Origin of the sequence: Acinetobacter lwoffii, assembly GCF_024129735.1 — a bacterium.
Classification (GTDB): Bacteria; Pseudomonadota; Gammaproteobacteria; order Pseudomonadales; family Moraxellaceae; genus Acinetobacter; species Acinetobacter lwoffii_H.
This window is the reverse complement of sequence record NZ_JAMXXK010000010.1, coordinates 25,839-52,138: the sequence shown is the minus strand read 5'-3', so window position 1 is coordinate 52,138 and position 26,300 is coordinate 25,839. Positions and strand designations below refer to the sequence as shown.

The window sequence follows — 26,300 nt, the reverse complement described above, 5'->3', positions numbered from 1 at the left end:
ACTTTTCGGCACTCCTGTGCCTTTTTAAAATGCATATTTCACTTAATTATTTAGGTGAAATATAGAATATTTACTGATCATTACCACGCTTGAACCAGGTGGTATAAAAATGATTTTCAAAGTTTTTGATAAAGTTGCTCTATAGAAATCACATAGCAATACATTGAAAGATGTGATTAAGCCGCGATTCTTAACCCCGAAAACAATCTAGCCAGCAATGCTGGCTAGAAGTTGATGTCAGGTTTAGTTGCAAAAGGCTGCAATTCCGGTTTGTGCACGACCTAAAATCAGGGCATGTACATCATGGGTACCTTCATAGGTATTTACCACTTCCAGATTAACCAGATGACGGGCTACACCGAATTCATCGCTAATGCCATTTCCACCCATCATGTCACGGGCCAAACGGGCAATATCCAGTGCCTTGCCGCAGTTGTTGCGCTTGATCAGTGATGTACCTTCAACTGAAGCAATGCCTTCATCCTTCATGCGGCCAAAACGTAAAGCCACCTGCAAACCGAGTGCAATTTCAGTTTGCATATCTGCCAGTTTCTTCTGGATCAGCTGATTCGCAGCGAGTGGTCGACCAAACTGTTTACGGTCCATGGTGTATTGATGTGCGGTATGCCAGCAGAACTCTGCAGCTCCCATGGCACCCCAGGCAATCCCGTAACGTGCACTATTCAAGCAGGTAAAAGGCCCTTTTAAACCGCGAACTTCCGGAAATGCATTTTCTTCTGGAACAAAGACGTTATCCATTACAATTTCACCGGTGATTGAGGCACGTAGACCCACCTTGCCGTGAATCGTTGGAGCAGAAAGCCCTTCCCAGCCTTTTTCTAAAATAAAGCCACGAATGTCACCGATATTACCTTCGGCAGAAACTTCTTTGGCCCAAACTACAAATACATCGGCAATCGGACTATTGGTAATCCACATTTTTGCGCCAGTTAAACGGTAACCACCCTCGACTTTTTTAGCACGACTAATCATGCTGCCCGGATCCGAACCATGATCCGGCTCGGTCAAGCCGAAGCAACCAATATATTCACCGGTTGCTAATTTTGGTAAATACTTCTGCTTTTGCTCTTCAGAACCAAATTCATTAATGGGTACCATCACCAGAGAGCTTTGTACGCTGGCCATTGAACGGTAACCTGAATCGACACGTTCAACTTCACGCGCAATCAGACCATAACTGACATAATTTAAACCTGCACCGCCGTACTGTTCCGGAATGGTTGGACCGAGTAAACCCAGTTCTCCCATTTCACGGAAAATAGCCGGATCGGTTTTTTCATGACGGAACTGTTCCAGTACACGCGGCATCAGTTTGTCTTGACAGTACGCTGCCGCTGCATCGCGAATCATGCGCTCTTCTGATGTCAGTTGCTGTTCTATTAAAAACGGGTCTTGCCAATCAAATCTAATTTTTGTCGTCATTTTAATATTTCCTTATTTTAAAATTATGAGATCAGGCGGTTGCTTGTTTAATCATTTCACGCGCAATAATAATTTGCTGGATTTGTGTCGTTCCTTCATATAAACGGAACAGACGCACATCACGGTAGAAACGTTCAATTGAATATTCACTGATATAACCCGCTCCGCCATGAATCTGCAAACAGCGATCAGCAACTCGACCACACATTTCAGTTGCAAACATTTTGGCACAAGAGGCTTCAGTCGTAACATTTTGGCCAGCATCACGCAGACGTGCAGCATCCAGCACCATACATTTGGCTGCATAAATCTCGGCTTTGGAGTCTGCCAACATACCTTGAATTAGCTGGAAATTCGCAATGGGCTGACCAAACTGTTTGCGTTCCACTGCATAGTTAAGTGCGTCTTCTAGCATGCGCTCAGCCATGCCGACGCTATAACCGGCAATGTGCAGACGGCCCTTATCCAGAACGCGCATTGCTGTTTTAAAGCCGATCCCTTCTACACCGCCAATCAGCTGATCTTTATGTACTTTACAGTTATCAAAAATTACATCACAGGTATAGGAACCATGTTGGCCCATTTTCTTGTCAATTTTACCTAGGCTTAAACCAAGTGTGCCTGCTTCGACTAGAAATGCTGAAATACCGCTCGCACCTTTAATCTCTTGATTGGTACGTGCCATCACGGTAAATGTCGTGGCACGTGGTGCATTGGTGATAAAGCGTTTAGTTCCGTTTAAAATATAATAATCGCCGTCTTTGACTGCACTGGTTTTTAAAGCAGCAGCGTCTGAGCCGGAATCCGGTTCGGTCAAACAGAATGAACCAATAATTTCGCCTGTTGCATAACGCGGTAAATATTTCTGTTTTTGCTCTTCTGTACCATCAATTACAATGCCACTTGAGCCAATGCCGTTGTTAGTACCAATTAAAGAGCGAAAGGCAGCCGATGTATGACCTAATTCCATCGCCACCAGAATTTCTTCTTCCATGGTAATGCCTAAACCGCCATATTCTTCTGGAATCGTCAGGCCAAACAAGCCCAATTCTTTCATCTGTTCCACAATATGTTCAGGAATGGCGTTGTTCTCTTCTACTTCATGCTCAAGAGGCACCAGTTCATTTTTTACAAAATCGCGAATCGTTGACAGAAGTTGGTCTAGCATTTCCGGATCACGAATCATATGAATCTCCATGGATATAATTTAGGTAAATTCCTTTACCTTTATTTTTGTTTCGTATTGCGAAATAAATAATCATAAAAAATCATTTTGAGCAAGTGAAATTATTAAAAATTTTATGTTTTAACTAAAAAATGAAATTTTTCTGGTATTCCAGTTGATTTGTGTTTAATATTTAATTTCACGATACGAAATATTTTAATGAATGATTGTTTTATTTATCAGTTTTTTTGAATAGATAATTAAACCTTTTTTCTTGCTGTAATACTTATCGGTCACTGACTCTTTCGGAGAAATCGAAACTTTTTAAATGTGTTGGCTACGTATTAAACCTAAAAAACTAGATGATTTTATGTTGTCTTTAAACTTGGGTAACAGAATTCTTTCCGACTACAAATAATTTCGGCACTTTTTCTTATATTTTATCTTTTGTAGAAGTGTTTTATTTTGTATCGTGAAATTATGTTGCTATCATATTCATTAATTTAACTTTAATTGCCCTGACCATGACAAAAAATAAAACTGGTGAAATTCCCAACTTTGATGAAATCCGTTTAGATCCGATTTCACATATTCATAGAGAAAATAATCCTCAATTTATTGCATCTATTGCGCGTGGATTAGAAATTTTGCGTTGCTTTTCAGCGACCAATCAATTGCTTGGCAATCAGGAAATTGCACAATTAACCAACTTACCCAAGCCAACTGTGGCCCGTATTACCAGCACCCTGGTTTCTTTAGGTTATTTAAAACAACTACCGAATACCACGAAATATCTGTTGGATGTTGGCGTATTGGCTTTGGGTTATGCAGCTTTGAGTAATATTTCTGCGCGGACTCAGGCTTATCCGTTTATGGAAGAAATGTCACGCTATTCCCAAGCCCCTGTGGCAATGGCTACCCGTGACCGTTTGAGCATGATTTATCTGGAAGTGGTACATACAGAATCGACGCTAACCATGCGCCGCCCTGTCGGTTCGACTTTACCGATTCATAGCAGTGCCATGGGACGGGCCTGTCTGGCAGCGATGGATGTGAAGGAACGCGAATATTTATTTGATGCCATCAAGAAAAGAAACGAAGATCAGTGGCCAACCATCAAGCGTAATCTGGAACGTGCAATCCGTGATTATCAGGATTATGGCTATTGTCTGTCTTTAGGTGACTGGGCAAAAGATGTGAATTCCGTGGCAGTTCCGTTGGTTCACCCCAAACATGGGATATTAACGTTTAACTGTGGTGCCCCAAGTTATCTGTTAAATCAGGAAAAACTGGAAAATGAAATTGGACCGCGTCTGATTCACATGGTGAATAATATTGCAATGAATCTCAATAACATATAAAAAAATTAATTATCAGAGCGACATTAAGTCGCTCTTTTTATTGAATACCCAATCTACACATCTTCTTCCTTTATCCAGAATTCTCAGCAAACCTTTTTAATGCTGCGAAATAGATAAGATTTAAAAAAGATAAAGTCCTATTTCAAATAAAAAGATCAAAAATAAGCTTCATAACCGATTTAGATAATGCTATAAATATCGTATAGCGAAATTGAATTTTATATTATGGAAGATATAACAAGAGAATCGATGGAGTTTGACGTCGTCATCGTAGGCGCAGGCCCTGCGGGTCTTTCTGCTGCGATCAAAATCCGTCAACTTGCAATTGAAAACAACTTAAACGATTTGTCCGTTTGTGTCGTAGAAAAAGGCTCCGAAGTCGGTGCACATATTCTGTCTGGTGCTGTGCTTGAACCGCGTGCCATGAACGAGCTGTTCCCGGACTGGAAAGAACAGGGTGCCCCGCTGAATGTCCCGGTGACTGAAGATAAAACCTTCTTCCTGCTGTCAGATGAAAAATCACAGGAAGCACCGCACTGGATGGTGCCTAAAACCATGCATAATGATGGCAACTATGTCATCTCGCTTGGCAACGTGGTGCGCTGGTTAGGCCAGAAAGCCGAAGAACTGGAAGTGTCGATCTTCCCAGGCTTTGCCGCGTCTGAAATTCTGTATCATGCCGATGGTACAGTCAAAGGCATCCAAACCGGTGATATGGGTATTGGTAAAGATGGCGAACCAACGCATAACTTTACCCCGGGTTATGAACTGCATGCCAAATACACAATTTTCGCTGAAGGCTGCCGTGGTCATCTTGGTAAGCGCCTGATCCAGAAATTCAACCTGGACAAGGATGCGGATCCACAACATTACGGTATCGGCATTAAAGAGCTTTGGGAAATCGATCCTGCCAAGCACAAACCGGGTCTGGTGATGCACGGTGCCGGCTGGCCACTAAATGAAACTGGTTCTTCAGGTGGCTGGTGGTTATACCATGCTGAGAATAACCAGGTGACTCTGGGCATGATCGTAGATCTGTCTTACACCAACCCGCATATGTATCCCTTCATGGAAATGCAGCGCTGGAAAACCCATCCATTGATCAAGCAGTATCTGGAAGGTGGTAAGCGTATTTCTTATGGTGCGCGTGCCGTGACCAAAGGTGGTTTTAACTCACTACCAAAATTCACCTTCCCGGGTGGCTCGTTAATTGGGGATGATGCGGGCTTCCTGAACTTTGCCAAGATCAAAGGTTCTCATACGGCGATGAAATCCGGCATGCTCTGCGGTGAAGCGGTGTTTGAAGCGATTGCTGCCGGTGTAGAAAAAGGCGGTGATCTGGCGGTGGCACGTGTTGTAGAGGGTGAAGATTTCTTTGTGAAAGAACTCACCGCATATACTGACAAGTTTAACAACAGCTGGCTAAAAGAAGAACTCTATAACTCGCGTAACTTCGGTCCTGCCATGCACAAGTTCGGTCAATGGATCGGTGGTGCCTTTAACTTTATCGACCAGAACGTGTTTAAAGTTCCGTTCACCCTGCATGACCTGCTGCCTGACTTCAAGGCATTAAAAACCGTCGATGAAGTGAACTTCAAGCCAAACTATCCAAAACCGGATGGCAAGCTGACCTTTGACCGTCTGTCTTCAGTGTTTGTATCGAATACCGTGCATGAAGAAAACCAGCCAGCGCATTTAAAACTCACCGATGCCTCTATTCCGGTGGAAGTCAACCTGCCGACATGGGACGAGCCTGCACAGCGTTACTGCCCGGCGGGAGTCTATGAAATTATGGAAAATAATGACGGTTCCAAGCGTTTCCAGATCAATGCAGCCAACTGTGTGCACTGCAAGACCTGTGACATCAAGGATCCGTCCCAGAACATCACCTGGGTGACACCGGAAGGTGGTGGTGGTCCGAATTACCCGAATATGTAAGGTAATTCCTGTGAATGAGAAAAATACATCTATTTCTCACATTCATATACCCACTCTTGAAGCAGTTAGTATTAACACTTCACTTTAATTTTTTAGGTAATCCCAGCTCCCTCGGGAGCTGGAATTAATAAGTTAGAATAGAAATAATAGAAAAGATTTTATAGCGTACTGGATATAAAAATGGCTTAACCAAAATGAGCTAAGCCATCTTTAAAATTTAAAACCAATGACGAAAAATTTTAGTCATTCATTAAGATTTTTGATTTGCTACAAACTTGGCGCGTGCTGCATGCAGTTTTTTATAGCTGTCAATTAAACGTAGATGACGGTCCAGCCCTTCAAGCTGCATGTTGGTTTCGGTCAAACCATAGAAACGAACTGTGCCTTCGATTGAACCGAGAACGGCATCCATACGGGCATCACCAAACATACGACGGAAGTTGTGTTCATAATCTTCCAGTTCCATTTCATCATCCAGAATGACTTCCAGAACGACATTCATGCACTGGTAGAACAAGCTACGTTCAACGGTATTGGTATTGAACTGCAGGAACTGCTCAACCAGATCTTTGGCTTCTTCAAATTGCTGCAAAGCCACATAAATTAGAAGTTTCAGTTCCAGAATCGTCAGTTGACCCCATTCAGTATTTTCATCGAACTCGATACCGATCAAGGTTTTGATTTCGGTATAGTCATCCTCATCTGCTTCTTCCAGACGCTCAACCAATGCTTCCAATTGTTCATCATCCAGACGGTGCAGATTCAGGATATCTTCACGATATAACAAAGCCTTGTTGGTATTGTCCCAAACCAGATCTTCTACCAGATAAATTTCCGAATAGCCCGGTACCAGAATACGGCAAGCTGTTGCACCTAGATGCTGATACACCGCCATATAAACTTCATGGCCCATGTCTTCCAGAATCGTGAATAATTCCTGAGCTTCGTCCGCATTCGAATTTTGACCGTTATTAGTGAAATCCCACTCGACAAAATCATAATCTGATTTCGCGCTGAAGAAACGCCAAGACACTACACCGCTCGAGTCGATGAAATGCTCGACGAAGTTATTTGGTTCAGTCACGGCATTACTGCTAAAGGTTGGTTTTGGCAGATCATTCAGACCTTCAAAACTACGGCCTTGCAATAACTCAGTCAGACTGCGTTCCAAAGCCACTTCAAAGTTTGGATGGGCACCAAATGAGGCAAATACACCGCCGGTACGTGGGTTCATCAAGGTGACACACATGACCGGGAACTGACCGCCTAAAGATGCATCTTTGACCAGAACCGGGAAGCCCTGTTCTTCTAGGCCTTTAATGCCTTCAACAATTTTTGGATATTTTGCCAGAACATGTTCAGGCACATCCGGTAGTGCCAGTTCACCTTCCAGAATTTCGCGTTTTACCCCACGTTCGAAAATTTCAGAAAGACATTGTACTTGCGCTTCAGCCAAGGTATTGCCGGCACTCATCCCGTTACTTAAGTAAAGGTTTTCGATTAGATTTGATGGGAAATAAACGGTTTCACCATCAGATTGACGTACAAATGGCAGTGAGCAGATGCCACGTGCTTTATTACCAGAGTTGGTATCATAAAGATGGATACCCAATAATTCATCTTCAGGATCATAAATTTCACGGGTATGTTCATCTAAAACTTCTGCAGGTAGTTCGCCATTCGGACCTGGCTGGAACCATTTTTCATCTGGATAATGCACAAATTCGGCATTGGCAATATCCTCACCCCAGAACTGGTCGTTATAGAAGAAGTTACAGTTCAGACGCTCAATAAATTCACCCAAAGCAGATGCCAGCGCACTTTCTTTGGTCGAACCTTTACCGTTGGTAAAGCACATTGGCGACTGCGCATCACGAATATGCAATGACCAGACATTCGGCACGATATTACGCCAAGACGCAATTTCAATCTTCATGCCGAGGCCTGCCAGAATGGCAGACATATTGGCAATGGTTTCTTCCAGCGGCAGGTCTTTACCTGGAATGAAAGTCGTATGATCAGAAGCCAGACTTGGCATCAATAAAGCTTGAGCATCCGCATCAATGCTTTCCACTTCTTCAATGACAAATTCAGGACCGGTTTGAATTACTTTCTTGACAGTACAACGATCAATCGAACGTAAAATCCCTTGGCGGTCTTTTTCAGAAATATCAGCCGGCAGTTCCACCTGAATTTTAAAAATCTGTTTATAGCGATTTTCAGGATCAACAATATTGTTTTGCGAAAGGCGGATATTATCAGTCGGAATGTCACGTGCTGCGCAATAGACTTTGACAAAATAAGCCGCACAAAGTGCTGATGACGCCAGAAAATAATCGAATGGGCCGGGTGCCGAACCATCACCTTTATAGCGGATCGGCTGATCGGCAATCACCGTGAAGTCATCGAACTTGGCTTCCTGGCGAAGATTATCGAGATAATTGACCTTAATTTCCATGTGGATACCTAAATATTCTTATGTGCCGTCACGGACAGATAAGATGCTGAATCTGAATATACAAGCCGGTTCACGGAGGAGAACTTGAATGAAAAATAGAAAATGGTCAGGTTATACCATTTGACGAAGTGTCTGGATAACGCTGCCGAGAATGGGCGCTATTATAGAATTATTTTATGAAATTGATAATATTTGTCTGAAATTCTGCCAGATTAAACCAGATCCTCAGTCTTTCCTGAGCTGCCGGAGCATGAATCAACTTCAAGTCATGGCTTATACTATTAATCAAAGTTGCAGATAAGGCAGATTTTCACCCGCCTAGTCTGAATGATTTCATAATTTTAAAAATCATAACTCAGTGCAAATACTGCAAGATTACGCTGCTTGTCATCATAGCGGTCATAACCGCCAAAGATATATTCACCTGACACACTCAACTGCGGTAAAAGCGCATAACTGAGTCCGGCAGAAGCATAACGAAAGGCAAACTGCTTTTCGGTATCGCCCAGTTCACCGCCCTCATATTTGCCTTCATCGTTAAAATAGCTTCCCGCTGCCGTAACGCTGGCATTCAGGCGATCATTCAACTGATGATTCAGGTTAAGCGTATAAAAAGTATCGCCCTGATTGGCATAAGCCACATCATACAGATAGGTCGATACACTGGCGCCAATACTGGTCTGATCATTCAATGCACGACTTATATTTAAACCCAGCTCATTTCCGGTAGTATGCTTGCCGCCCGGATAATAATAGGTTGCGTTCCATAGATCCCAATCATAATTTTCGCTGCTATGGGTATAACCCAGCAGAAAGTTATGCTCGAATTTGTCTGAACGATGTCCCTGACGCCCCTGCACTTCTGCATAAGAGTATCCAAGCGTAGATCCCCAATATCCGACATAAAAATTACCATAAGCCAGATTCAATGCAGCCTGTACAGCAACATCATCATTTTCAGGCGCATTGGTCAAACCGCGGGAGACGTATTTGGAGACCACACTCAAGTTTCCGCTTGCTTCTATTTGTTTTACTTCCGCATCATCGGCATAACAGTAAAAACTTGAAACAGCAGCACAGCCAAACAGCACTGTTTGATTGAATATTTTCATAAAATATAAATGTATTAAGTAAAGCGGAGATAAAACGACAGCAGTCGAGGTTTTATCTCCGGCTTTGGGAAAAAATTGAAATTCGTTTTACTCCTGCTTTGCCAGATGACAGGAATAAAACCATGATTTAAGCGCGAGGCGCCTTGTAAAAAGGTGCCGATGAAGGCGCAAGAGCAGGTTTGCCACGAATATGGTCTGCCAGTTTTTCAGCGATCATAATCGTAGTTGCATTGAGGTTACCGGTAATGATCAAAGGCATTATCGAGGCATCAATCACACGCAGACCCTGCATTTCATGTACGCGTCCATAACCATCGACAACCGCCATGTCATCCTCACCCATTTTACAGCTACACGATGGATGATACGCGGTTTCTGCATGATTACGAACAAATTCATCAATTTCAGCATCTGTTTGTAGATGTTTTCCCGGACTGATTTCTTCACCACGATAGGGATCCAATGCCGGCTGATGCATAATTTCCCGGGTAATGCGGATGGCATCACGGAATTCACGCCAGTCCTGCTCGGTACTCATATAATTAAACAGAATACTTGGATGCTCAAACGGGTCTTTGGATTTCAGACGAACACGGCCACGTGACGGCGAACGCATTGAACCAACATGAGCTTGAAAACCATGCTCATGAATGGCATTGGTGCCATTGTAGTTAATCGCAATCGGTAAAAAGTGATACTGAATATTCGGCCATTCAAATTCATCTGAAGAGCGGATAAAACCACCGGCTTCAAACTGGTTGCTGGCTCCAATACCTTTACCTAAAAATAACCATTCAGCGCCAATCATCGGCTGGTTATACCACTTGAGTGCCGGATATAAGCTCACCGGTTTTTTGCATTTATATTGCAGGTACATTTCCAGATGGTCTTGCAGGTTTTCACCCACACCAGGCAAATCCTGAACCACAGGAATATCCAGACTTTTTAACAGTTCGGCCGGACCTACACCGGAGCGTTGCAGGATTTGCGGCGAGGCAATTGCACCTGCACATAGCAATACTTCACGGTCTGCAAAGACCTGAATCGGCTGTAAGGTATTTTGTCCTTCAAAATATTCCACACCAATCGCCTGATTACGATTAAACAGAATACGGTTGGTCATGGCGTGGGTAATAATCGTGAGATTATCCCGGCCTTTGGCTATATCGAGATAACCACGTGCTGTACTGGAACGACGGCCTTGCGGCGTTACAGTACGGTCCATCGGCCCAAAACCTTCCTGCTGATAGCCATTCAGGTCATCAGTACGTGGATAACCGGCCTGTACACCTGCCTCGACCATGGCATGGAACAGTTCATTATTGCCATTTTTAGGTGTTGCCACCGAAACCGGTCCAGAATCACCATGATAATCATTGCCGCCAATATCGCGCGTTTCAGCTTTTTTATAATACGGCAGACATTCAGCATAGCTCCAGTGTTCTAGCCCCTTCAGGCTGGCCCACTGTTCAAGATCCATAGCATTACCGCGAATGTAACACATGCCGTTAATTAATGAAGAACCGCCCAGACCTTTTCCGCGCCCGCACTCCATACGACGATTATTCATATGAGGTTCGGGATCGGTCAGATAGGCCCAGTTATAGCGTCGTCCCTGTAATGGATAAGCCAATGCAGCAGGCATTTGTGTTCTGAAGTCTAGACGGTAATCCGGCCCACCTGCTTCCAGCAATAGGACTTTCACATCCGGATCTTCAGTTAAACGCGCTGCGAGTACATTCCCTGCCGAACCTGCACCGATAATAATATAGTCGTAATTCATCCAATCCTCCCTTATGCGCTAAATACAGACTGGAAAGGACTAAGTTCAACTTGCACCGACTTGGTCTGGGTATATTGCTGTAGCGTGACAATACCGTTTTCGCGACCGACACCTGAATGTTTATAGCCACCGACAGGCATTTCTGCCGGTGATTCGCCCCAGGTATTAATCCAGCAAATGCCGGCTTCGATTTGATGAATAATACGATGCGCACGTGCCAGATTCGGTGTCACGACACCAGCTGCCAAACCATATTCGGTATCATTGGCACGACGAATGGCTTCTTGCTCGGTGTCATAACTCAGAATACTCATGACTGGACCGAAGATTTCTTCACGTACAATGGTCATGTCATCGCGGCAGTCGGTAAATACGGTTGGCAGGACATAAGCCCCTTGGGCAAACTGTCCATCCTCAGCACGGCCGCCACCACACAATAAGCGTGCACCTTCGATCTTGCCCTGTTCAATATAGCCCAGCACTTTTTCCATATGAGAGAAGCTGGACACTGGACCAAAATTGGTCTCAGGATCAAGTGGATCACCCATACGGATATGTTCAACACGCTGCAAAATCTTTTCTTCAAATTCTGCTTTCAATGCCAAAGGCACAAATACGCGAGTACCGTTGGTACACACCTGACCGGAACTATAGAAATTGGCCATCATGGCAATATCGGCCGCCAAATCTAGATCGGCATCTTCACAGATAATCAGCGGAGACTTACCGCCCAGCTCCATCGTGACTTCTTTCAGGCTAGAATTTGCAGCTTGCGCCATGACCTTTTTGCCGGTAGAAACGCCACCGGTAAACGACACTTTGGCAATATCAGGATGCGAAGTCAGATAACCACCAATTTCACCACTGCCGGTAACCACATTAAAGACACCATGCGGCACACCTGCTTCAGTATAAATTTCTGCCAGTTTTAATGCAGTTAAAGGCGTCACTTCACTGGCTTTAAAGATCATGGCATTGCCTGCTGCCAGTGCAGGTGCTGATTTCCATAAGGCGATTTGAATCGGGTAATTCCATGCACCAATCCCGGCAACCACCCCCAAAGGTTCACGGCGAGTATAGACAAATGAACTGCTTCTGAGCGGGATTTGCTGGCCTTCTAATGCTGGCAAAATACCTGCATAGTATTCGAGCACATCTGCACCTGTCGCAATGTCGACGGTGGATGTTTCACTGAAAGCTTTACCACTGTCGAGACTTTCTAAACGAGCCAGCTCGTCATTACGTTCGCGAAGAATAGCAACAGCCTTGTTCAAAATACGGGAACGTTGAATCGCCGTCATTTCTGCCCAGACTTTTTGCCCTTGCTGTGCCGATTCAACAGCGCGATCGATATCATCTTGTGTACATACCTGCACATCTGCCAGAATTTCGCCAGTTGCAGGATTAATTGTTTGAAACGTGCTATTGGATGTTGCATCGACATATTGTCCATGGATATAAGGACGTTGCAGTTTGAATGTTGTCAATGGAATTTCCTCGCAGATGGGTTATTTGAGTTGTTGCCGGATATATTCACTACACAGTTCAATCGGCAGTTCTGGATCAATTTCGCCACTTACCAAAGCACCTCTTAGCCAGAATCCGTCAATCAATGCTGCCAGACCTTGAGCGGATTTCTCTGCCTGGTCTTTACTCAACTTTTTCATGAATTCATATTTGAGATTGGAATGTAAACGGTAATGATTGATTTGCTGTAAACGGTGTAATTCAGGTTGGTGCAAACTGCTAGCCCAGAACGCCAACCAGACTTTCATGGCTGCTTTGTCCGTTTGTGGAGCAGCAAAATTACCGCGTACGATCGCCAGCAGGCGCTGCTCCGGTAAGTCATCAACCTGTATCTTTATCTGTGCAACAGATTTACCCAATTGCTGCAATAAGTAACGCATTGTGGCTTCAATCAGCCCATTTTTACCTTGAAAATAATGACTTATGATACCAGTTGAAACACCTGCCCTCTGAGCAATCTGACTAATTGACGCTTCTGCAAAACCTAGCTCATTCACTGCAGCTAAGGTGGCATCGATCAGTTGCTGACGACGGATCGGTTGCATACCAACTTTTGGCATAGGACTAACCTGAATAACGGATATAACAATAGAAAGCCACTCTGCTAAAAAATTAGCAGAATGAGGTAACAATTCATAAACGCTTTTTTAATTGAACGTTCAATTAATAAAAATTATAGTGCCAGCTCACCCTTGATGTACAGCGCAGTTTGTTTTGGATTTGCAAAAGTTTGTAATTCACGAAAATAAGAAAGCTTTACCGCAGGCTTTTGCTTTTAAATCACACTGCACTGTAGATCATCCGGCAACAAAACGATGGTCATGGATTTATGCAAAAGAAAAATGAAGAGATGCGAGATGGTCTGAATAAAGTAGTTTTTTATTTTTCGGCGACACTTATTCTGCTGTTTTCTATCATCACCATTTTATTTAATGAACAAGCCAATCAAGTCATTATCAATATCTTAAACTGGGTTAGTCGTACCTTTAGCTGGTATTACCTGCTGGCGGCCACGCTGTATCTGGTTTTTATCGTCTTTATCGCCTGCTCACGTTATGGCGAAATCAAACTTGGACCGAAACATTCTAAACCTGAATTCAGCCTGCTGAGTTGGTCGGCGATGCTATTTTCTGCCGGAATCGGGATTGACCTGATGTTTTTCTCGGTGGCGGAACCGCTTTCCCATTATATGAATCCGCCTGTAGGCGAAGGTGAAACCTTCGAAGCTGCGCGCCAGTCCATGGTATGGACCCTGTTTCACTACGGTTTAACCGGCTGGAGTATGTACGCGCTGATTGGGGTCGCCCTAGGTTATTTCAGTTACCGCTACAATTTACCGCTCACCATCCGATCAGCACTTTATCCTATTTTTGGAAAAAGAATTAATGGCCCGATCGGCCATACGGTGGATACGGCTGCAGTACTCGGCACAATTTTCGGGATTGCCACCACCTGCGGGATTGGCGTTGTGCAATTAAATTACGGCCTGCATGTATTGTTTGATTTACCAGAAAATATCTGGATTCAAACTGCACTCATCGCCGTTGCCGTGATTATTACTATTATTTCAGTCACTGCCGGTGTCAATAAAGGCATCCGGATCCTGTCTGAGATTAATATCTATGTGTCAATTGGGCTGCTGCTATTCATTCTGTTTGTAGGCAATACCGAGTTTTTATTAGCCGCCTTGATTCAGAATTTTGGTGACTATATCAGCCAGTTCCCGAAGCTTTCTTTAACCAGTTTTCCTTTTGAACAACCGAAAGAGTGGATGAATAGCTGGACCCTGTTCTTCTGGGCATGGTGGATCGCCTGGTCACCTTTTGTCGGTCTGTTCCTGGCCCGTATTTCCCGTGGTCGTACCATTCGTGAATTTGTCACCGGGACTTTGGTTATTCCTCTGTTATTTACCCTGACCTGGTTGTCTATTTTCGGTAACAGTGCTTTATACAGCGTGATTTTTGATGGTAATACTCAACTTGCTACGACAGTTTTAGAAAATCCGGCACATGGTTTTTATGATCTGCTGGCGCAGTATCCAGGCTTTACCTTTACTGCAGGTGTCGCCACTATTACCGGCTTGCTGTTCTATGTGACCTCAGCGGATTCAGGGGCATTGGTATTGGGAAATTTCACGACCAAATTCACTAATATTGAGCATGATTCACCGCGCTGGCTCAGTGTGTTCTGGGCCATTGCCATCGGTTTGCTGACTTTGGCAATGCTCATGGCGAATGGCGTGACAGCATTACAGAACACCACAATTATTATGGGTCTGCCTTTTAGTTTCGTCATTTTCTTTGTGATGGCGGGACTCTATAAGTCCTTGCGTCTGGAGGATTTTCGTCAGGCAAGCACCAGCCTGAATGCGGCACCTGTGGTCGGTAATGTGGATATTTTGAACTGGAAGAAGCGTCTGAGCCGGGTCATGCTGCATCCAAGCCTGTCCCAGACGCGGACCATGCTGGACAATGTTTGCAAACCAGCCATTGAGGCCGTTGCAACCGAGTTAATTGACAAAGGTATTCAAGTCAATATTCAGGAAAAATCGCTGGAGGAAGAACCTGAACTGTATCATCTGGATCTGACCATTCAGCTCGATGAAGAAGAAAACTTTGTCTACGAAATATGGCCGGTACGCTATGACACGCCAAATTTCAGTTCACGTGGTAAACGAACCAAACGTTATTACTATCGTCTGGAAAGTTATCTGTTTGAAGGCTCTCAGGGCAACGATCTGGTCGGTTATAGTAAGGAACAGGTGATCAATGACATCCTGGATAAATATGAACGCCATATGATGTATCTACATATTAACCGTATTAGCCCAGGTAAACGTCCGCTGTTCCCGGATCGTGAAATCTAGGATCTCTCAACTACGGAAGGAATCAATAATGTCAGAAAGTTTGAATGCATTTGCCCTGTTTTTCTCCCTGCTCAATCCTTTTCTGATGAGTATTTATATGCTCGGAATTATCCGTAATTCCGACGCAAAAATATTCAACATGGCATTGATTCAGGGCAGTCTGATCAGCTTTATTGTGTTCATGATTTTTGCAAAAACCGGTGAAGCCTTCTTTAATGAATTCTTGCATGTACGGTTTGAGTCCTTCCAGATTTTTGGCGGTATTATCTTTTTGGTGATTGGCTATCGTTATGTCTTTGAAGGTGCTGATACGATTGGCGTGATGCGTGGAGCGCCCAGTCATCTGGCGGGCACGATTGCCATGCCGTTTATGATTGGTCCGGGCACCATTTCGGCATCTGTGATCACCGGTATACAGCTCAGTTTAATGCAAACCATTCTGGTGATTTTCTTTACCCTGTTTCTGACTTGTAGTCTGCTGATCCTGATGAAATACCTGCATGATCATTTACAACATAAATATTCCAACTACATTGACCTGTATGTCGATATTGTAGGTCGTGTTGCTGCGCTTTTAATCGGTACCATTGCCATCGATATGATTGTGACGGGCGTTACCGGAATTTTAGAAACCTGATAAATCCTTTCTATCAATAAATAAAAAGAGCGGTTTTTACCGCTCTTTTTTTGATTTTAAAAAATTAAAATTTAAATGACACACCGGCATAAGTAGAGAAACCTTCACCTGGCGAAGAACGAGCTTCATCTTCCCCACCGTCGTTAAGACCAGGAATCACGACCGCAGCATATTTCTCATCGGTGATATTTTTGAAGTTGATCCAGGTTTTCCATGATTGATGTGCTGGCGCATAGCCCAGGTCAATGCCCCAGATCTGATAATCATCGCTAAAACGGCTGTTGGCATAATCGTGTGCCATTTTGGATGCATATTCAGTATTCAGACCAATATAGAGGCCATTATTCAAAGCATAACTCAGTTGAGCCTGATAAAGATGTTTTGGTATTCCCGGCAACTGGTTCTTGTCAAACAATGGATCATTTTTATACTGGAAATCGCTAAGCGTATAAGCCTGTTGCAGACGCAGTTCGCCATATCGGGATTCATGCAATGGCGTATCCAGACTTAGCTCTATCCCTTGATGAATCGTTGGCGTCGCATTCGATTCAACAGCAATTGGCTCTGAAGGTCGATTTGATCCATCTTCATAGGTTTTAATCAGTTCCGAGGTTAATAGTTCATTTTTCACTTTAGAATAATAGTAGCTCAGTGCCCAATCTCCAAAGCCTGATTGTCCACGTCCACCCAGTTCAAAGCTATTGGCGGTTTGCGTGTCCAAATAGATTGGCGCACGTACCCGACCAGAAGCGACCCCACTATCAAAATAATACGGTGAAGACCATGCCATCGCCCAAGGATGTGCCGGTTCAATGCTGCGGCTTAAATTGGCAAACCATTGCACAAACTCATTCGGCTGATAGGTCAACCCAAGTCGCGGTGCAAAATTCCATTCATAACGACTGACTTCAGGGCTCGCCTCGGGATAAGTCACTTCACTTTCCCGATGGGTATACACCGCTGCCAGTCCCAAATCTAATTTGAACTGATCATTTAATGCGGTTTCCTGATCAAATTGCAGGACATTGTCCGAACCGCGATAGCTATAACGGCGGGTGACTGTATCTGCCGGATATGATGGAGTGTCAAATCTTAAAGTTTCAGTAACCCCACTGTCCGGGCGGTGTGTGGTACTGCGCAAGGCAATACGCCCCTGATGCTCAAGACCTAGAAACTGGTAAGGCTTTTCATACTGGAAACGCGCTGTAATATCTTCATAATCAACATTGGTACGATAACTGCTTTCACGTAAATCCAGCGGATAATGATGATAAGCCAGACTGCCGGTCAGTTTGGCATCATCCTGCAAATTCCATGTCGTGGTATTGGCCAGCCAGGTACTGCCCGGCTGGATCCGTTTGGCATCAATAGCTACAAAATTACTGTCAGCCGTTTCAGGGTTATTTTTAAGATCTTTTTGTTTAATCCGCCCTGGAGTTAAATGTTTGCTCTCACGGTAACGGGCATAAAAACGGGTTTCAATATCCGGACTAATTTGATAGCCCAAATTAAAAGCCAGACCCTTACCATCGCCTTCAGCATGATACTGAATCCCGTCAAACTGGGTACCCGTCAGCGCCAGATAATAATCCATCTGATCCAGCTTTCGGCCGGTACTAAACTGATATTTTTGATAACCATGGCTGCCCATTTCATATTTGAGTTCAGAGCCATCCTGATCAACGCCAGTCTTGGATTTGTAATTGATTGTTCCACCTAAGGCCAGTCCACCCTGTTTAAAACCATTGGCTCCGCGATAAACCCCGACATGATCAATCCACCAGGGTTCTAGCAGTTCATAAGCTGTACCGCCCGGCCCGGTAAATGGAATATCGTCAATCAGGACGTGCGTACCGGATGCGTGTGCACCCGAAGTCCGGTTGATGCCTGAGCCACGGATTGAGACTTTTGCACCTTCATTCCCCGCAGACTGGGCATAAATTCCGGGTTGTAAATGGAACACATCGGCCGTGGTGGCAAGTCGCTGCTGTTCTAACTGCTGCTCGCCAATAAAATTCGTTCCTCCTGAAACCTGAGCCAGCTCTTTCTGATATTGCTGCTGCGGATTGGCATTTTGCTCAGCGCTGATCACAATAGTATTCAGCTGTTGAACATTGTCCGGTTCTACGGCAGTTTCAGCATAAAGATGACCTGAGACAATCGACAGAATCATGAGGCTCAGCGGGCTTTTCTTGAGAGGAATTTTTGTCATGTGCATGGCGATTTTATACAGTCCTGTATAAGTGATTCCGTTTTATGAGAGGAAATCAGTTTAAAAATTATGCTGTAGCATAGATCAACATTGTTATTTTCAGGAGTTATTTTCTGCCAAAAAATTGACTGATCAGCGTATGTTTTTTCATTTTATTTAATCTTTTTATTAAAAATCAACTTGCAAGATCAAAACCACATCCTCACAAGTTCCAAGAAATTAATTTTTAAGTAACTGATATTTAATAATATGTAATTTAATTCTGCACAGATGTATTTCCACTTGGCAAAATGTGATAAGTGGAAAAATTTATAATCGACCAAACCAGTTCTTTAATTTCGAAAGTTGGCCGAAGTTGTATATTTTCTGATTTAAAGTAGACAAGATTAACCTCATCACCTTATAGAAAAATTGAAATCCTTGAGAGAAAAACAATCAATTTTTAAAAATCCTGACGATGCAGGATTTTTAAGAATCACGGGCTTATAGATATTCACCTATTCATTGATCAATTGTAGTAGACCTGTCTTTTTTTGGAAAACCGATCCAGCTGTTTCAAGAAGCCTTCAAAATAATCTTTCTGTTTTTCTTCTGTGCGATAGCCGGCGTATAAAGTTCGACGTAAGCCTTCAGGCGCCACGCAGTCTAAACGGCGTGATGTCACCCAGCCTTTCTGCTCATATTCATTTATCACCCAATCGGGTAATGCACCAATCCCGCGACCACTTGCCACCAGCTGAATCAGCATTTGGGTCAAGTCGGTGGTACGAATGGCTTTTGGTAGAATATTAGCTGGAATAAACAAACGCGACATGATGTCCAAACGGTGTTTATCCACCGGATAAGTTACTAGCGTTTCTTCAGCAAGTTCCTGAACAGTAATCTCTTTAGCACGTACTAGTGGATGGGTATTGGATAAAACCAAGCGTGATTCGTATTCAAATATCGGAAAATATTCAATGCCTTTAAGCGCAATCGGATCAGCCGTAATTAAAAGATCAAACTCTCCAGTTTGCAATAATTCATGCGGATTCGACTCAAAACCTGAGGCAAAGTCCAGGTCTACATCCGGATATTGCATCCGGTATTGATTGAGTAGCGGCATCAACCAGTCAAAACAGCTATGACATTCAGAGGAAAAAACAATTCGTCCGGTCTGACCATGCACAATTCGGCTGATATCACTCTGTGCAATTTGAACTTGCGGTAATATTTCATCTGCCAGTTTTAGCAACCGCTCCCCAACATTTGAAAAGCTCACAGGGCGACTACGCCGATTGACCACTTCGACGCCAAACCATTGGTCGAGTTCACGTAGCTGATGTGACAAGGCTGATGGGGTTAAACATAAATCACTTGCTGCTGCAACCAGAGAACCATGCTCCCGCAGAGCAGTTAAAGTTCTTAAATGGCGAAGTTCTATCATGAAAAATACCGGAAATTTAAAAGACGGATGACACTTAATCTGTCTTAAGCATAACCCATTTTTCTTATTTTATTTAGTTTTTCTCATTTCAAAACCAGAATAATGAGATATATTCAACTATTAGGTTTATAGGTTTAAATTACTATTCCCTTAATTTCATTAATTTAATTTTCTTGGTTAACTTAACCATCATTAAAATAACCCATAAAATATTGATTAAACTTACAGCAGCAACAAGATAGAAAACTAACTCAGGCATAAAAGTCACAGAATAATTTTGCTGCACTCATACAATAAAAATTAGAAAGTATTTTAGAGGATGAAAGACTATGTCGAATCCAATCGATCGAAATGATGAAGAACTCACTGAAGAACAACTTGATCCTCAAGAAAAACAGGATCGTGAGATCCAGCGAGGTCAATTAGGCCTTCATGATCCACAGAGACAACGTGATCAGCTGCGTCAGGAAAGACAGGATGAGGAACAAATTCAGTAATTTTCCCTGAGATGCAAAATAAAAAACTCCCCATTCTTAAAATAGATGGGGAGTTTTTTTTCAGTATTAAAAAGTTAGGGACTAGTTTTTCGCATCACCACATCTTATACATCTGATCTAATCTGAACAGCTCACCTTCTTGGATGAGTGCTATTTTACTATTTCGTTTCTGTAGAGGCTTTTGCTTGTAGGGACTGCGCTTGTATTTCTGCCGTTTTTTTCTTGGCCTGAATTTGTGCCGCTATTTCCTGATTTTTCTCAGCAAAACGCAAGCCACCATCTCCGGCGAGACTGGTTTGGCTCATCACCATGCTGCTGCTCAAGATTAAAATCAGCTTAAAAAATTGAATTTTCATGTCTCATCTGCCTTTTTATTCTAATGGTATTAAAAATAAGCAATTATTATTCCAATGTTTTTATGCTTACTTAGATTTTAACTGCACTTTCTATTTTATAGGGATAATCTTCGAAAACACAGAGTCAATCATCGTAAAAATAGAAAAATCTGCAATAAGAATAAATAGATATTTTGACTACATCTCAGCTCAAATCACATCTGATTTTTTACTTCAGTCAAAAAAAATCGTTCAACAGCTTATTTGGATTATTTTCATTGGCTAAAATATAGTGCAAACACCCAGAGCAATAACAAAAAAAGAATCGCTGTGCAGGATTTCCAGAAAGTGACTGGATGCTTTTCAAGCATAGGGCGTGAAACTGATTTTTTAAATTTGATATCTGGGTGTTTCAGATCATATATAAAGGCTGAAAGTGCTTCATAGCGCTGCTCCGGGCGAATGGAAAGCGCTTTTTTAAAGATTGCGTCCAAGCCATGTGGCAGATCCGGTCGATACTCATAGAGAGGATGATATCGAACCTGCTTTAAGGCCTTTTTGGTCTTGCAGCGCGCGAGGTCCGTCCCATAAGGCAACTGTCGGGTTAATAAATAATAACTCATCACCGCCAGCGAGAACTGATCTGATTTTACTGAGGGCGAGTGTCCAATAAAATACTCAGGTGCCATAAAGGCCAGAGTTCCCAAAGGAACGTCTGCATGTTTGGGATTCAGTTCAACCAGACCTCTGACCGCTGTCGATCCATAATCAATCAGTTTCACTTTTAAAGCATCAGCAGGTTCAAGCAGCATGACATTTTCTGGCCGTACATCCTGGTGCAGCATTTCAAGACGGTGCATGGCATTCAGTGCCTTGGCCACCTGCTCAATGATCGGGAGCAACTGCTGTAAAGTTAAAGCTGTTTTTTGACGATGCAGCCAGCGACTTAAGCTTTCCCCTTGCAAGTATTCATAACTTTGAAATAAAAATTTTTTGCTGCCCTTATGCGGATAACATTGCAGCAGATTTTCATGTTTTAAGCGTTTCGATACCCATTCTTCTAACTGAAATTGTTCTACGGCTTTGAGATCATCCTGCACATCGACAGACAAGGTTTTAATGACCAACTGATTTTGTGTCGCTTCATCATGCGCCAAATAGAGGCTGCTGCGATGATTTTGGTGCAGGATTTTATCAATCCGATAACCTTCAAACAGATCACCATGACTTAGCTGTTGTGGAAATAAAACATGACTTTTAATCTGGAAGTATTTTTCCTCTGGTAGTTGATCCACTTTAATGATTTGAATGGTGAGATTGTCATCACTACCCCGCTTTAAGGCCAGTTCGACTATAGACTTGGCAATGATATCCAGATGTTGTTGCTGTTGCAGCATCTCCGATATGAGCTGCATATCAATAAACTCATAGACACCATCCGTCATCAAGATAAAGAAATCATCTTCACATAATTCAAGCTGCTGATAATCGACATCGATACGATGGTGGGCACCCAGTGCACGACTTAAATAATGTTCTGTTGATGACAGGCAAACGCGGTGATCAGCCGTCAACTGTTCAATGGCTTGTGTCTGAATGCGATAAATCCGGCTATCGCCTGCATGAAAGATATGTGCCCTATTTTGTTTCAAAATCAGTGCACTAAAGGTGCAGATATAACCCCGGTCTTTATCAAAACGTCCGCGGCTTTGCTGGGTTTGTGCATACAACCAAGAATTGGTCGCACGAATGACCCGTGCTGCCGAAGTTTGGGTGCTCCATGCTTCCGAAGTCGAGTAATAATCCGATAAAAAACTGCTGACTGCAGTTTCTGCTGCAATATGACTGACATTGCTGCTGCTGATCCCGTCTGCTATTGCACAGGCAATGCCCTTACTGCTAAGCGCGTGACCTTCAGGAATATAGACCCCATGGAAATCCTGATTCTGTACTTTGATTCCAGCGGAAGAATATTGCCCGACACTGATCTTTAATTTTTTATTCATTTTAAATACTCAAAAAGGGATCGAATTGATCCCTTTAATCTCAAGACATAAATCATCATGCTCAGATTAGAATTCTTTTTTATCGCCAGTACGTACATGCGTGGTATAGAGCGCCAAACCTGTCAGTGCCAGACCACCCACCAGATTCCCCAGTGCCACCGGTAATTCATTCCACAAGAAATAGTCTGTAATCGAGAAATCACCGCCCATCATCATGGCAAATGGGAACAGGAACATATTTACCACTGAATGTTCAAAGCCCATGGCGAAAAACAGCATGATTGGCATCCACATCGCGATGAATTTGCCGCTGACCGTGGTTGACATCATGGCGCCAATTACCCCGAGTGACACCATCCAGTTACACAACATGCCGCGGATAAAAATCGTCATCCAGCCAGCAAAACCATATTCGGCATAGCCCAAAGTCCGGTCTTCCCCAATATGGGCAATTTTCACCCCGACCACATTCGGTTCAGCTGCGAAACCCATGGTATAGACTGCGGCCATCAACACTGCCACGGTTAAACATCCGGCAAAGTTACCTAAAAAAACCAGTCCCCAGTTTTTTAAAATACGTGCCCACGTCACCCCAGGACGTTTGTCTAACCAGGCTAATGGAGTCAATACAAATACCCCGGTCAGCAGGTCATAGCCTAATAGATATAACATGCAGAAACCGACTGGAAATAGCAGCGCACCGATCAGTGGCACCCCTGTTTGTACCGCAATCGTCACGGCAAATACTGCTGCCAGTGCCAGAATTGCACCTGCCATAAACGCACGAATTAAAACATCACGCGTTGCCATATGAAGTTTTGCCTCACCGGCATCGACCACTTTTTTTGCAAACTCTGCAGGAGCAAGATAAGCCATATTTTTATCCCCTTTATATAAATTACTTGCCTGTTTGCAAATAAAAAACGCCTAAGGTCTATTTCAACCCTAGGCGTCTTTGCCTTGCATTATTCAAACAGATCAATTGTGTTATGGCGCCGTTGCCATATTTAATATAGATTAAAGCAAATAGCATGCCATATATTTTAAATAGCTAATAAAAATCCTATAAATTATTTTAAAATTTCATCCTTATAATTATATTGGCACAATCTCTGCATTATCTATAGCGGTCATTTTTTAAATATAGCTATTGGAGAAAATTATGATTAGCCATCGTCAACAAGTGACAGACATGATTATTTCAGCGAAAGTTTTAAAGTCTATCAAATGGGCAGATGTCGCTGAAACAATAGGCCTTTCTAAAGAATGGGTGACAGCCGCATGTTTGGGTCAGATGGCTTTTAATAAGGAACAGGCGGAAAAAATTGGTGAAATATTTGGATTGACTGATGAAGCCATCGCCTGGCTGCAAATCGTACCCTATAAAGGTTCTCTGCCAACTAGCGTGCCGACAGATCCGCTGATTTATCGCTGGTATGAGGTTGTCAGCGTCTATGGTATGACTATTAAAGAACTGATCCATGAAGAATTTGGTGATGGAATTATGAGTGCAATTGATTTCAATATGGATATTCAACGTGAGAAGAATCCAAACGGAGATCGGGTGAACGTCGTATTATCCGGAAAGTTTTTACCTTATAAAACTTATTAATCCTCCACCATAAGCATAAAAGCCATTATTAAAATGGCTTTTATTTTATCTACACTTATTAAATTCATTTATTTTTTTAAAAATCATTATTAAAATATATATAATTTTTTCATCTCAAATTAAACATATAAACTATAAATGATTTTACTTTTATTCGATAAATTCAACCATTCTGTACTTTTTAAATAATATTTTCCTATCCTGAATATATAGCTCATCATTTTATTATTGCGTTAGCAAAAACAACAAAAAGGATATTGCTATCCTTTTTGTCAATTCATTTTATATCAGGGCGTGTTGTGTTATTGCTGTACTTCCGCCAGATGACGTTCAGTCACGGCCTGTTCATATAAACGCTGTTCTTTTTCTTTATGCTCGACAGAGAAACGGATCATCAACACACAACTTGCAGCAATCACCACCAAGCCACCCAGTACCATCAAAGTGGTTTGAATATCCAGCATGCCTTTTAACAGGAAACCCGCAGCCACCGCGCCGACATTGCCACCTGCTCCAATAATACCGGCCACACCGCCCAAGGCATCACGGTCGATAAAAGGCACCAGTGCATAGGTAGCGCCACATGCCATATGGGTAAACAAGGCAAAGATGGTCATAGCCATAATAGCCAAGGTCGCGCTGTTCATTTGCGAAAACAGAATAAGAAACAGACCTTCCAGCATGATCAAGGCAAACAGGACTTTGGTTCGACCATCCAGACCTTTTTGAATCGCAACTTTGTCTGAAACAATGCCACCCAAGGCACGGGCAAACAATGCCAGTAAACCAAAAATCCCGGCAGCCATGCCTGCTTCTTTTAGGCCAAACTGGAAGTTGTCGACAAAGTACAAGGCAATAATGTTATGGATGAAAATTTCAATACCAAAACAGGCTGCATAAGCTCCAAACAAAATCCACACACGGTAGTTACGTGCGGCATGCATCAGAATGGCAAGACCACCTTTTTTATCGCTACCGACAGAAATACCTTGCGCACGGAGTTCTTTAAAATTACCTTGTGGACAGTCTTGGGTGAATTTCCAGTACAGCACACCGACAATGATCATCAGAATACCCGGCACCAGAAGCGCAATTCTCCATCCCATTGCCTGTTCTACACCGAACATCACCAAAGCAGCCAGCATTAAAGGCATCAGGGCTTGAGTCGCACCGCCACCGGCATTACCCCAGCCTGCTGTAGTCGCATTTGCCGTTCCCACCACATTCGGCGCAAACATGATACTGGTATGATATTGGGTGATGACAAAACTGGCACCAATTGCGCCAATCAATAAACGGAAAAACAAGAAAGATTCATAACTGTTGGCCGACGCCACACCAAACACCGGAATACTGCCAATAATCAATAAAGCGGTATAGGTTTTACGCGGACCATATTTATCACACAATGGCCCCACGATCAGACGCACCAGAATGGTAATCGCGACTGCGGCAATATTGATATTGGCGATCTGCTCTTTGGTCAGGCTGAATTCACCGGCAATCACAGGCATTAAGGGTGCACAGGCAAACCATGCAAAAAAACAGACAAAAAAAGCGAGCCAACTCATATGGAAGGCCCGCATCGCTGAACTACTGAAGTTAAATAGACTTATTTTTGTTGCTTTATTGAGACTTGTATTTGAAGACATAGCCATTTCCTTACCAGAACTGAACGTATTTAAGTCACTGTGATGCACCAGGCATATCAGTAACGATCAGAACGGACGTCATTGGCCGTCATACAAATGTAGAGTCTTCTTTGACTTTAATTAGATATATGCATAGGTCATGCCAGATTATTTTTAACATAAAATAAACTATTCTTTTATATAAAATAATTTTTATTTCACTTTCAAATTTAGACTTTTCTTTCTTAAAAATAGAGAGAAAAATAGATATCTTCTGAGAAATTATGAGCA

Annotated in this window: 19 protein-coding genes; 6 read left to right on the top strand and 13 right to left on the bottom strand. The window is 42.9% G+C overall.

The features are described 5' to 3' along the window. Nucleotides 1-243 precede the first annotated feature (243 nt). Both NI469_RS04595 and NI469_RS04590 read right to left on the bottom strand, forming a co-directional pair. Nucleotides 244-1,443, bottom strand: a complete 1,200-nt coding sequence (locus tag NI469_RS04595; protein WP_004646973.1) for an acyl-CoA dehydrogenase — start codon at nucleotides 1,441-1,443, stop codon at nucleotides 244-246. Nucleotides 1,444-1,474: 31 nt separating this feature from the next. After that, nucleotides 1,475-2,629, bottom strand: coding sequence for an acyl-CoA dehydrogenase family protein (locus NI469_RS04590; protein ID WP_005106932.1), 1,155 nt, complete (start codon nucleotides 2,627-2,629; stop codon nucleotides 1,475-1,477). A gap of 503 nt (nucleotides 2,630-3,132) precedes the next feature. Between NI469_RS04590 and NI469_RS04585 the strand changes: the two genes are divergently transcribed. Beyond that, nucleotides 3,133-3,969, top strand: coding sequence for an IclR family transcriptional regulator (locus NI469_RS04585; protein WP_004280319.1), 837 nt, complete (start codon nucleotides 3,133-3,135; stop codon nucleotides 3,967-3,969). A 225-nt stretch (nucleotides 3,970-4,194) separates the two neighbouring features. Next, on the top strand, nucleotides 4,195-5,907 hold the full coding sequence (locus tag NI469_RS04580; protein ID WP_253174515.1) for an electron transfer flavoprotein-ubiquinone oxidoreductase: 1,713 nt from the start codon (nucleotides 4,195-4,197) through the stop codon (nucleotides 5,905-5,907). A 250-nt stretch (nucleotides 5,908-6,157) separates the two neighbouring features. On the opposite strand, the gene NI469_RS04575 is transcribed toward NI469_RS04580, so the two are convergent. The 5 genes from NI469_RS04575 to betI form a co-directional block, all read right to left on the bottom strand. Continuing rightward, nucleotides 6,158-8,365, bottom strand: coding sequence for an OsmC domain/YcaO domain-containing protein (locus NI469_RS04575; protein ID WP_253174514.1), 2,208 nt, complete (start codon nucleotides 8,363-8,365; stop codon nucleotides 6,158-6,160). A 341-nt stretch (nucleotides 8,366-8,706) separates the two neighbouring features. Next, on the bottom strand, nucleotides 8,707-9,477 hold the full coding sequence (locus NI469_RS04570; RefSeq protein WP_114541253.1) for a TorF family putative porin: 771 nt from the start codon (nucleotides 9,475-9,477) through the stop codon (nucleotides 8,707-8,709). Nucleotides 9,478-9,604: 127 nt separating this feature from the next. Further along, nucleotides 9,605-11,260, bottom strand: coding sequence for a choline dehydrogenase (betA, locus tag NI469_RS04565; RefSeq protein WP_253174513.1), 1,656 nt, complete (start codon nucleotides 11,258-11,260; stop codon nucleotides 9,605-9,607). Between the two features lie 11 nt (nucleotides 11,261-11,271). Next, complete coding sequence (betB, locus tag NI469_RS04560) at nucleotides 11,272-12,747, bottom strand: betaine-aldehyde dehydrogenase (RefSeq protein ID WP_253174512.1); 1,476 nt, start codon at nucleotides 12,745-12,747, stop codon at nucleotides 11,272-11,274. A gap of 21 nt (nucleotides 12,748-12,768) precedes the next feature. After that, the gene (gene betI / locus NI469_RS04555) at nucleotides 12,769-13,347 is read right to left on the bottom strand and encodes a transcriptional regulator BetI (protein ID WP_004280326.1); all 579 of its coding nucleotides are present in this window, start codon (nucleotides 13,345-13,347) and stop codon (nucleotides 12,769-12,771) included. Between the two features lie 269 nt (nucleotides 13,348-13,616). Between betI and NI469_RS04550 the strand changes: the two genes are divergently transcribed. Together NI469_RS04550 and NI469_RS04545 are read left to right on the top strand one after the other, a co-directional pair. Next, complete coding sequence (locus NI469_RS04550; RefSeq protein ID WP_253174511.1) at nucleotides 13,617-15,653, top strand: choline transporter; 2,037 nt, start codon at nucleotides 13,617-13,619, stop codon at nucleotides 15,651-15,653. A 28-nt stretch (nucleotides 15,654-15,681) separates the two neighbouring features. Next, on the top strand, nucleotides 15,682-16,290 hold the full coding sequence (locus tag NI469_RS04545) for a MarC family protein (RefSeq protein WP_253174510.1): 609 nt from the start codon (nucleotides 15,682-15,684) through the stop codon (nucleotides 16,288-16,290). 64 nt (nucleotides 16,291-16,354) lie between these two features. Here NI469_RS04545 and NI469_RS04540 read toward each other — a convergent pair whose 3' ends face one another. Both NI469_RS04540 and NI469_RS04535 read right to left on the bottom strand, forming a co-directional pair. Then, nucleotides 16,355-18,508, bottom strand: a complete 2,154-nt coding sequence (locus NI469_RS04540; protein ID WP_253174509.1) for a TonB-dependent receptor family protein — start codon at nucleotides 18,506-18,508, stop codon at nucleotides 16,355-16,357. A 502-nt stretch (nucleotides 18,509-19,010) separates the two neighbouring features. Then, complete coding sequence (locus NI469_RS04535; RefSeq protein WP_253174508.1) at nucleotides 19,011-19,928, bottom strand: LysR family transcriptional regulator; 918 nt, start codon at nucleotides 19,926-19,928, stop codon at nucleotides 19,011-19,013. Nucleotides 19,929-20,257: 329 nt separating this feature from the next. On the opposite strand from NI469_RS04535, the gene NI469_RS04530 reads away from it, so the two are divergent. Continuing rightward, nucleotides 20,258-20,425 (top strand): hypothetical protein, encoded by a 168-nt coding sequence (locus NI469_RS04530; protein WP_004280333.1) that lies wholly within the window; start codon nucleotides 20,258-20,260, stop codon nucleotides 20,423-20,425. Nucleotides 20,426-20,583: 158 nt separating this feature from the next. On the opposite strand, the gene NI469_RS04525 is transcribed toward NI469_RS04530, so the two are convergent. From NI469_RS04525 to NI469_RS04515, 3 genes are all read right to left on the bottom strand, one after another. Continuing rightward, nucleotides 20,584-20,781, bottom strand: a complete 198-nt coding sequence (locus NI469_RS04525; protein ID WP_004646985.1) for a hypothetical protein — start codon at nucleotides 20,779-20,781, stop codon at nucleotides 20,584-20,586. Nucleotides 20,782-21,035: 254 nt separating this feature from the next. Next, nucleotides 21,036-22,766, bottom strand: a complete 1,731-nt coding sequence (locus NI469_RS04520) for a bifunctional protein-serine/threonine kinase/phosphatase (RefSeq protein ID WP_253174507.1) — start codon at nucleotides 22,764-22,766, stop codon at nucleotides 21,036-21,038. Nucleotides 22,767-22,832: 66 nt separating this feature from the next. Continuing rightward, nucleotides 22,833-23,642 carry a formate/nitrite transporter family protein gene (locus NI469_RS04515; RefSeq protein WP_253174506.1) on the bottom strand — a complete coding sequence of 270 codons (810 nt, stop codon included), beginning with the start codon at nucleotides 23,640-23,642 and terminating at the stop codon, nucleotides 22,833-22,835. A gap of 286 nt (nucleotides 23,643-23,928) precedes the next feature. Between NI469_RS04515 and cynS the strand changes: the two genes are divergently transcribed. Then, nucleotides 23,929-24,378: a cyanase gene (gene cynS / locus NI469_RS04510; RefSeq protein ID WP_253174505.1), complete on the top strand. Its 450-nt coding sequence runs from the start codon at nucleotides 23,929-23,931 to the stop codon at nucleotides 24,376-24,378. 302 nt (nucleotides 24,379-24,680) lie between these two features. Here cynS and NI469_RS04505 read toward each other — a convergent pair whose 3' ends face one another. Continuing rightward, on the bottom strand, nucleotides 24,681-26,030 hold the full coding sequence (locus tag NI469_RS04505; protein WP_253174504.1) for an MFS transporter: 1,350 nt from the start codon (nucleotides 26,028-26,030) through the stop codon (nucleotides 24,681-24,683). Nucleotides 26,031-26,300 lie beyond the last annotated feature (270 nt).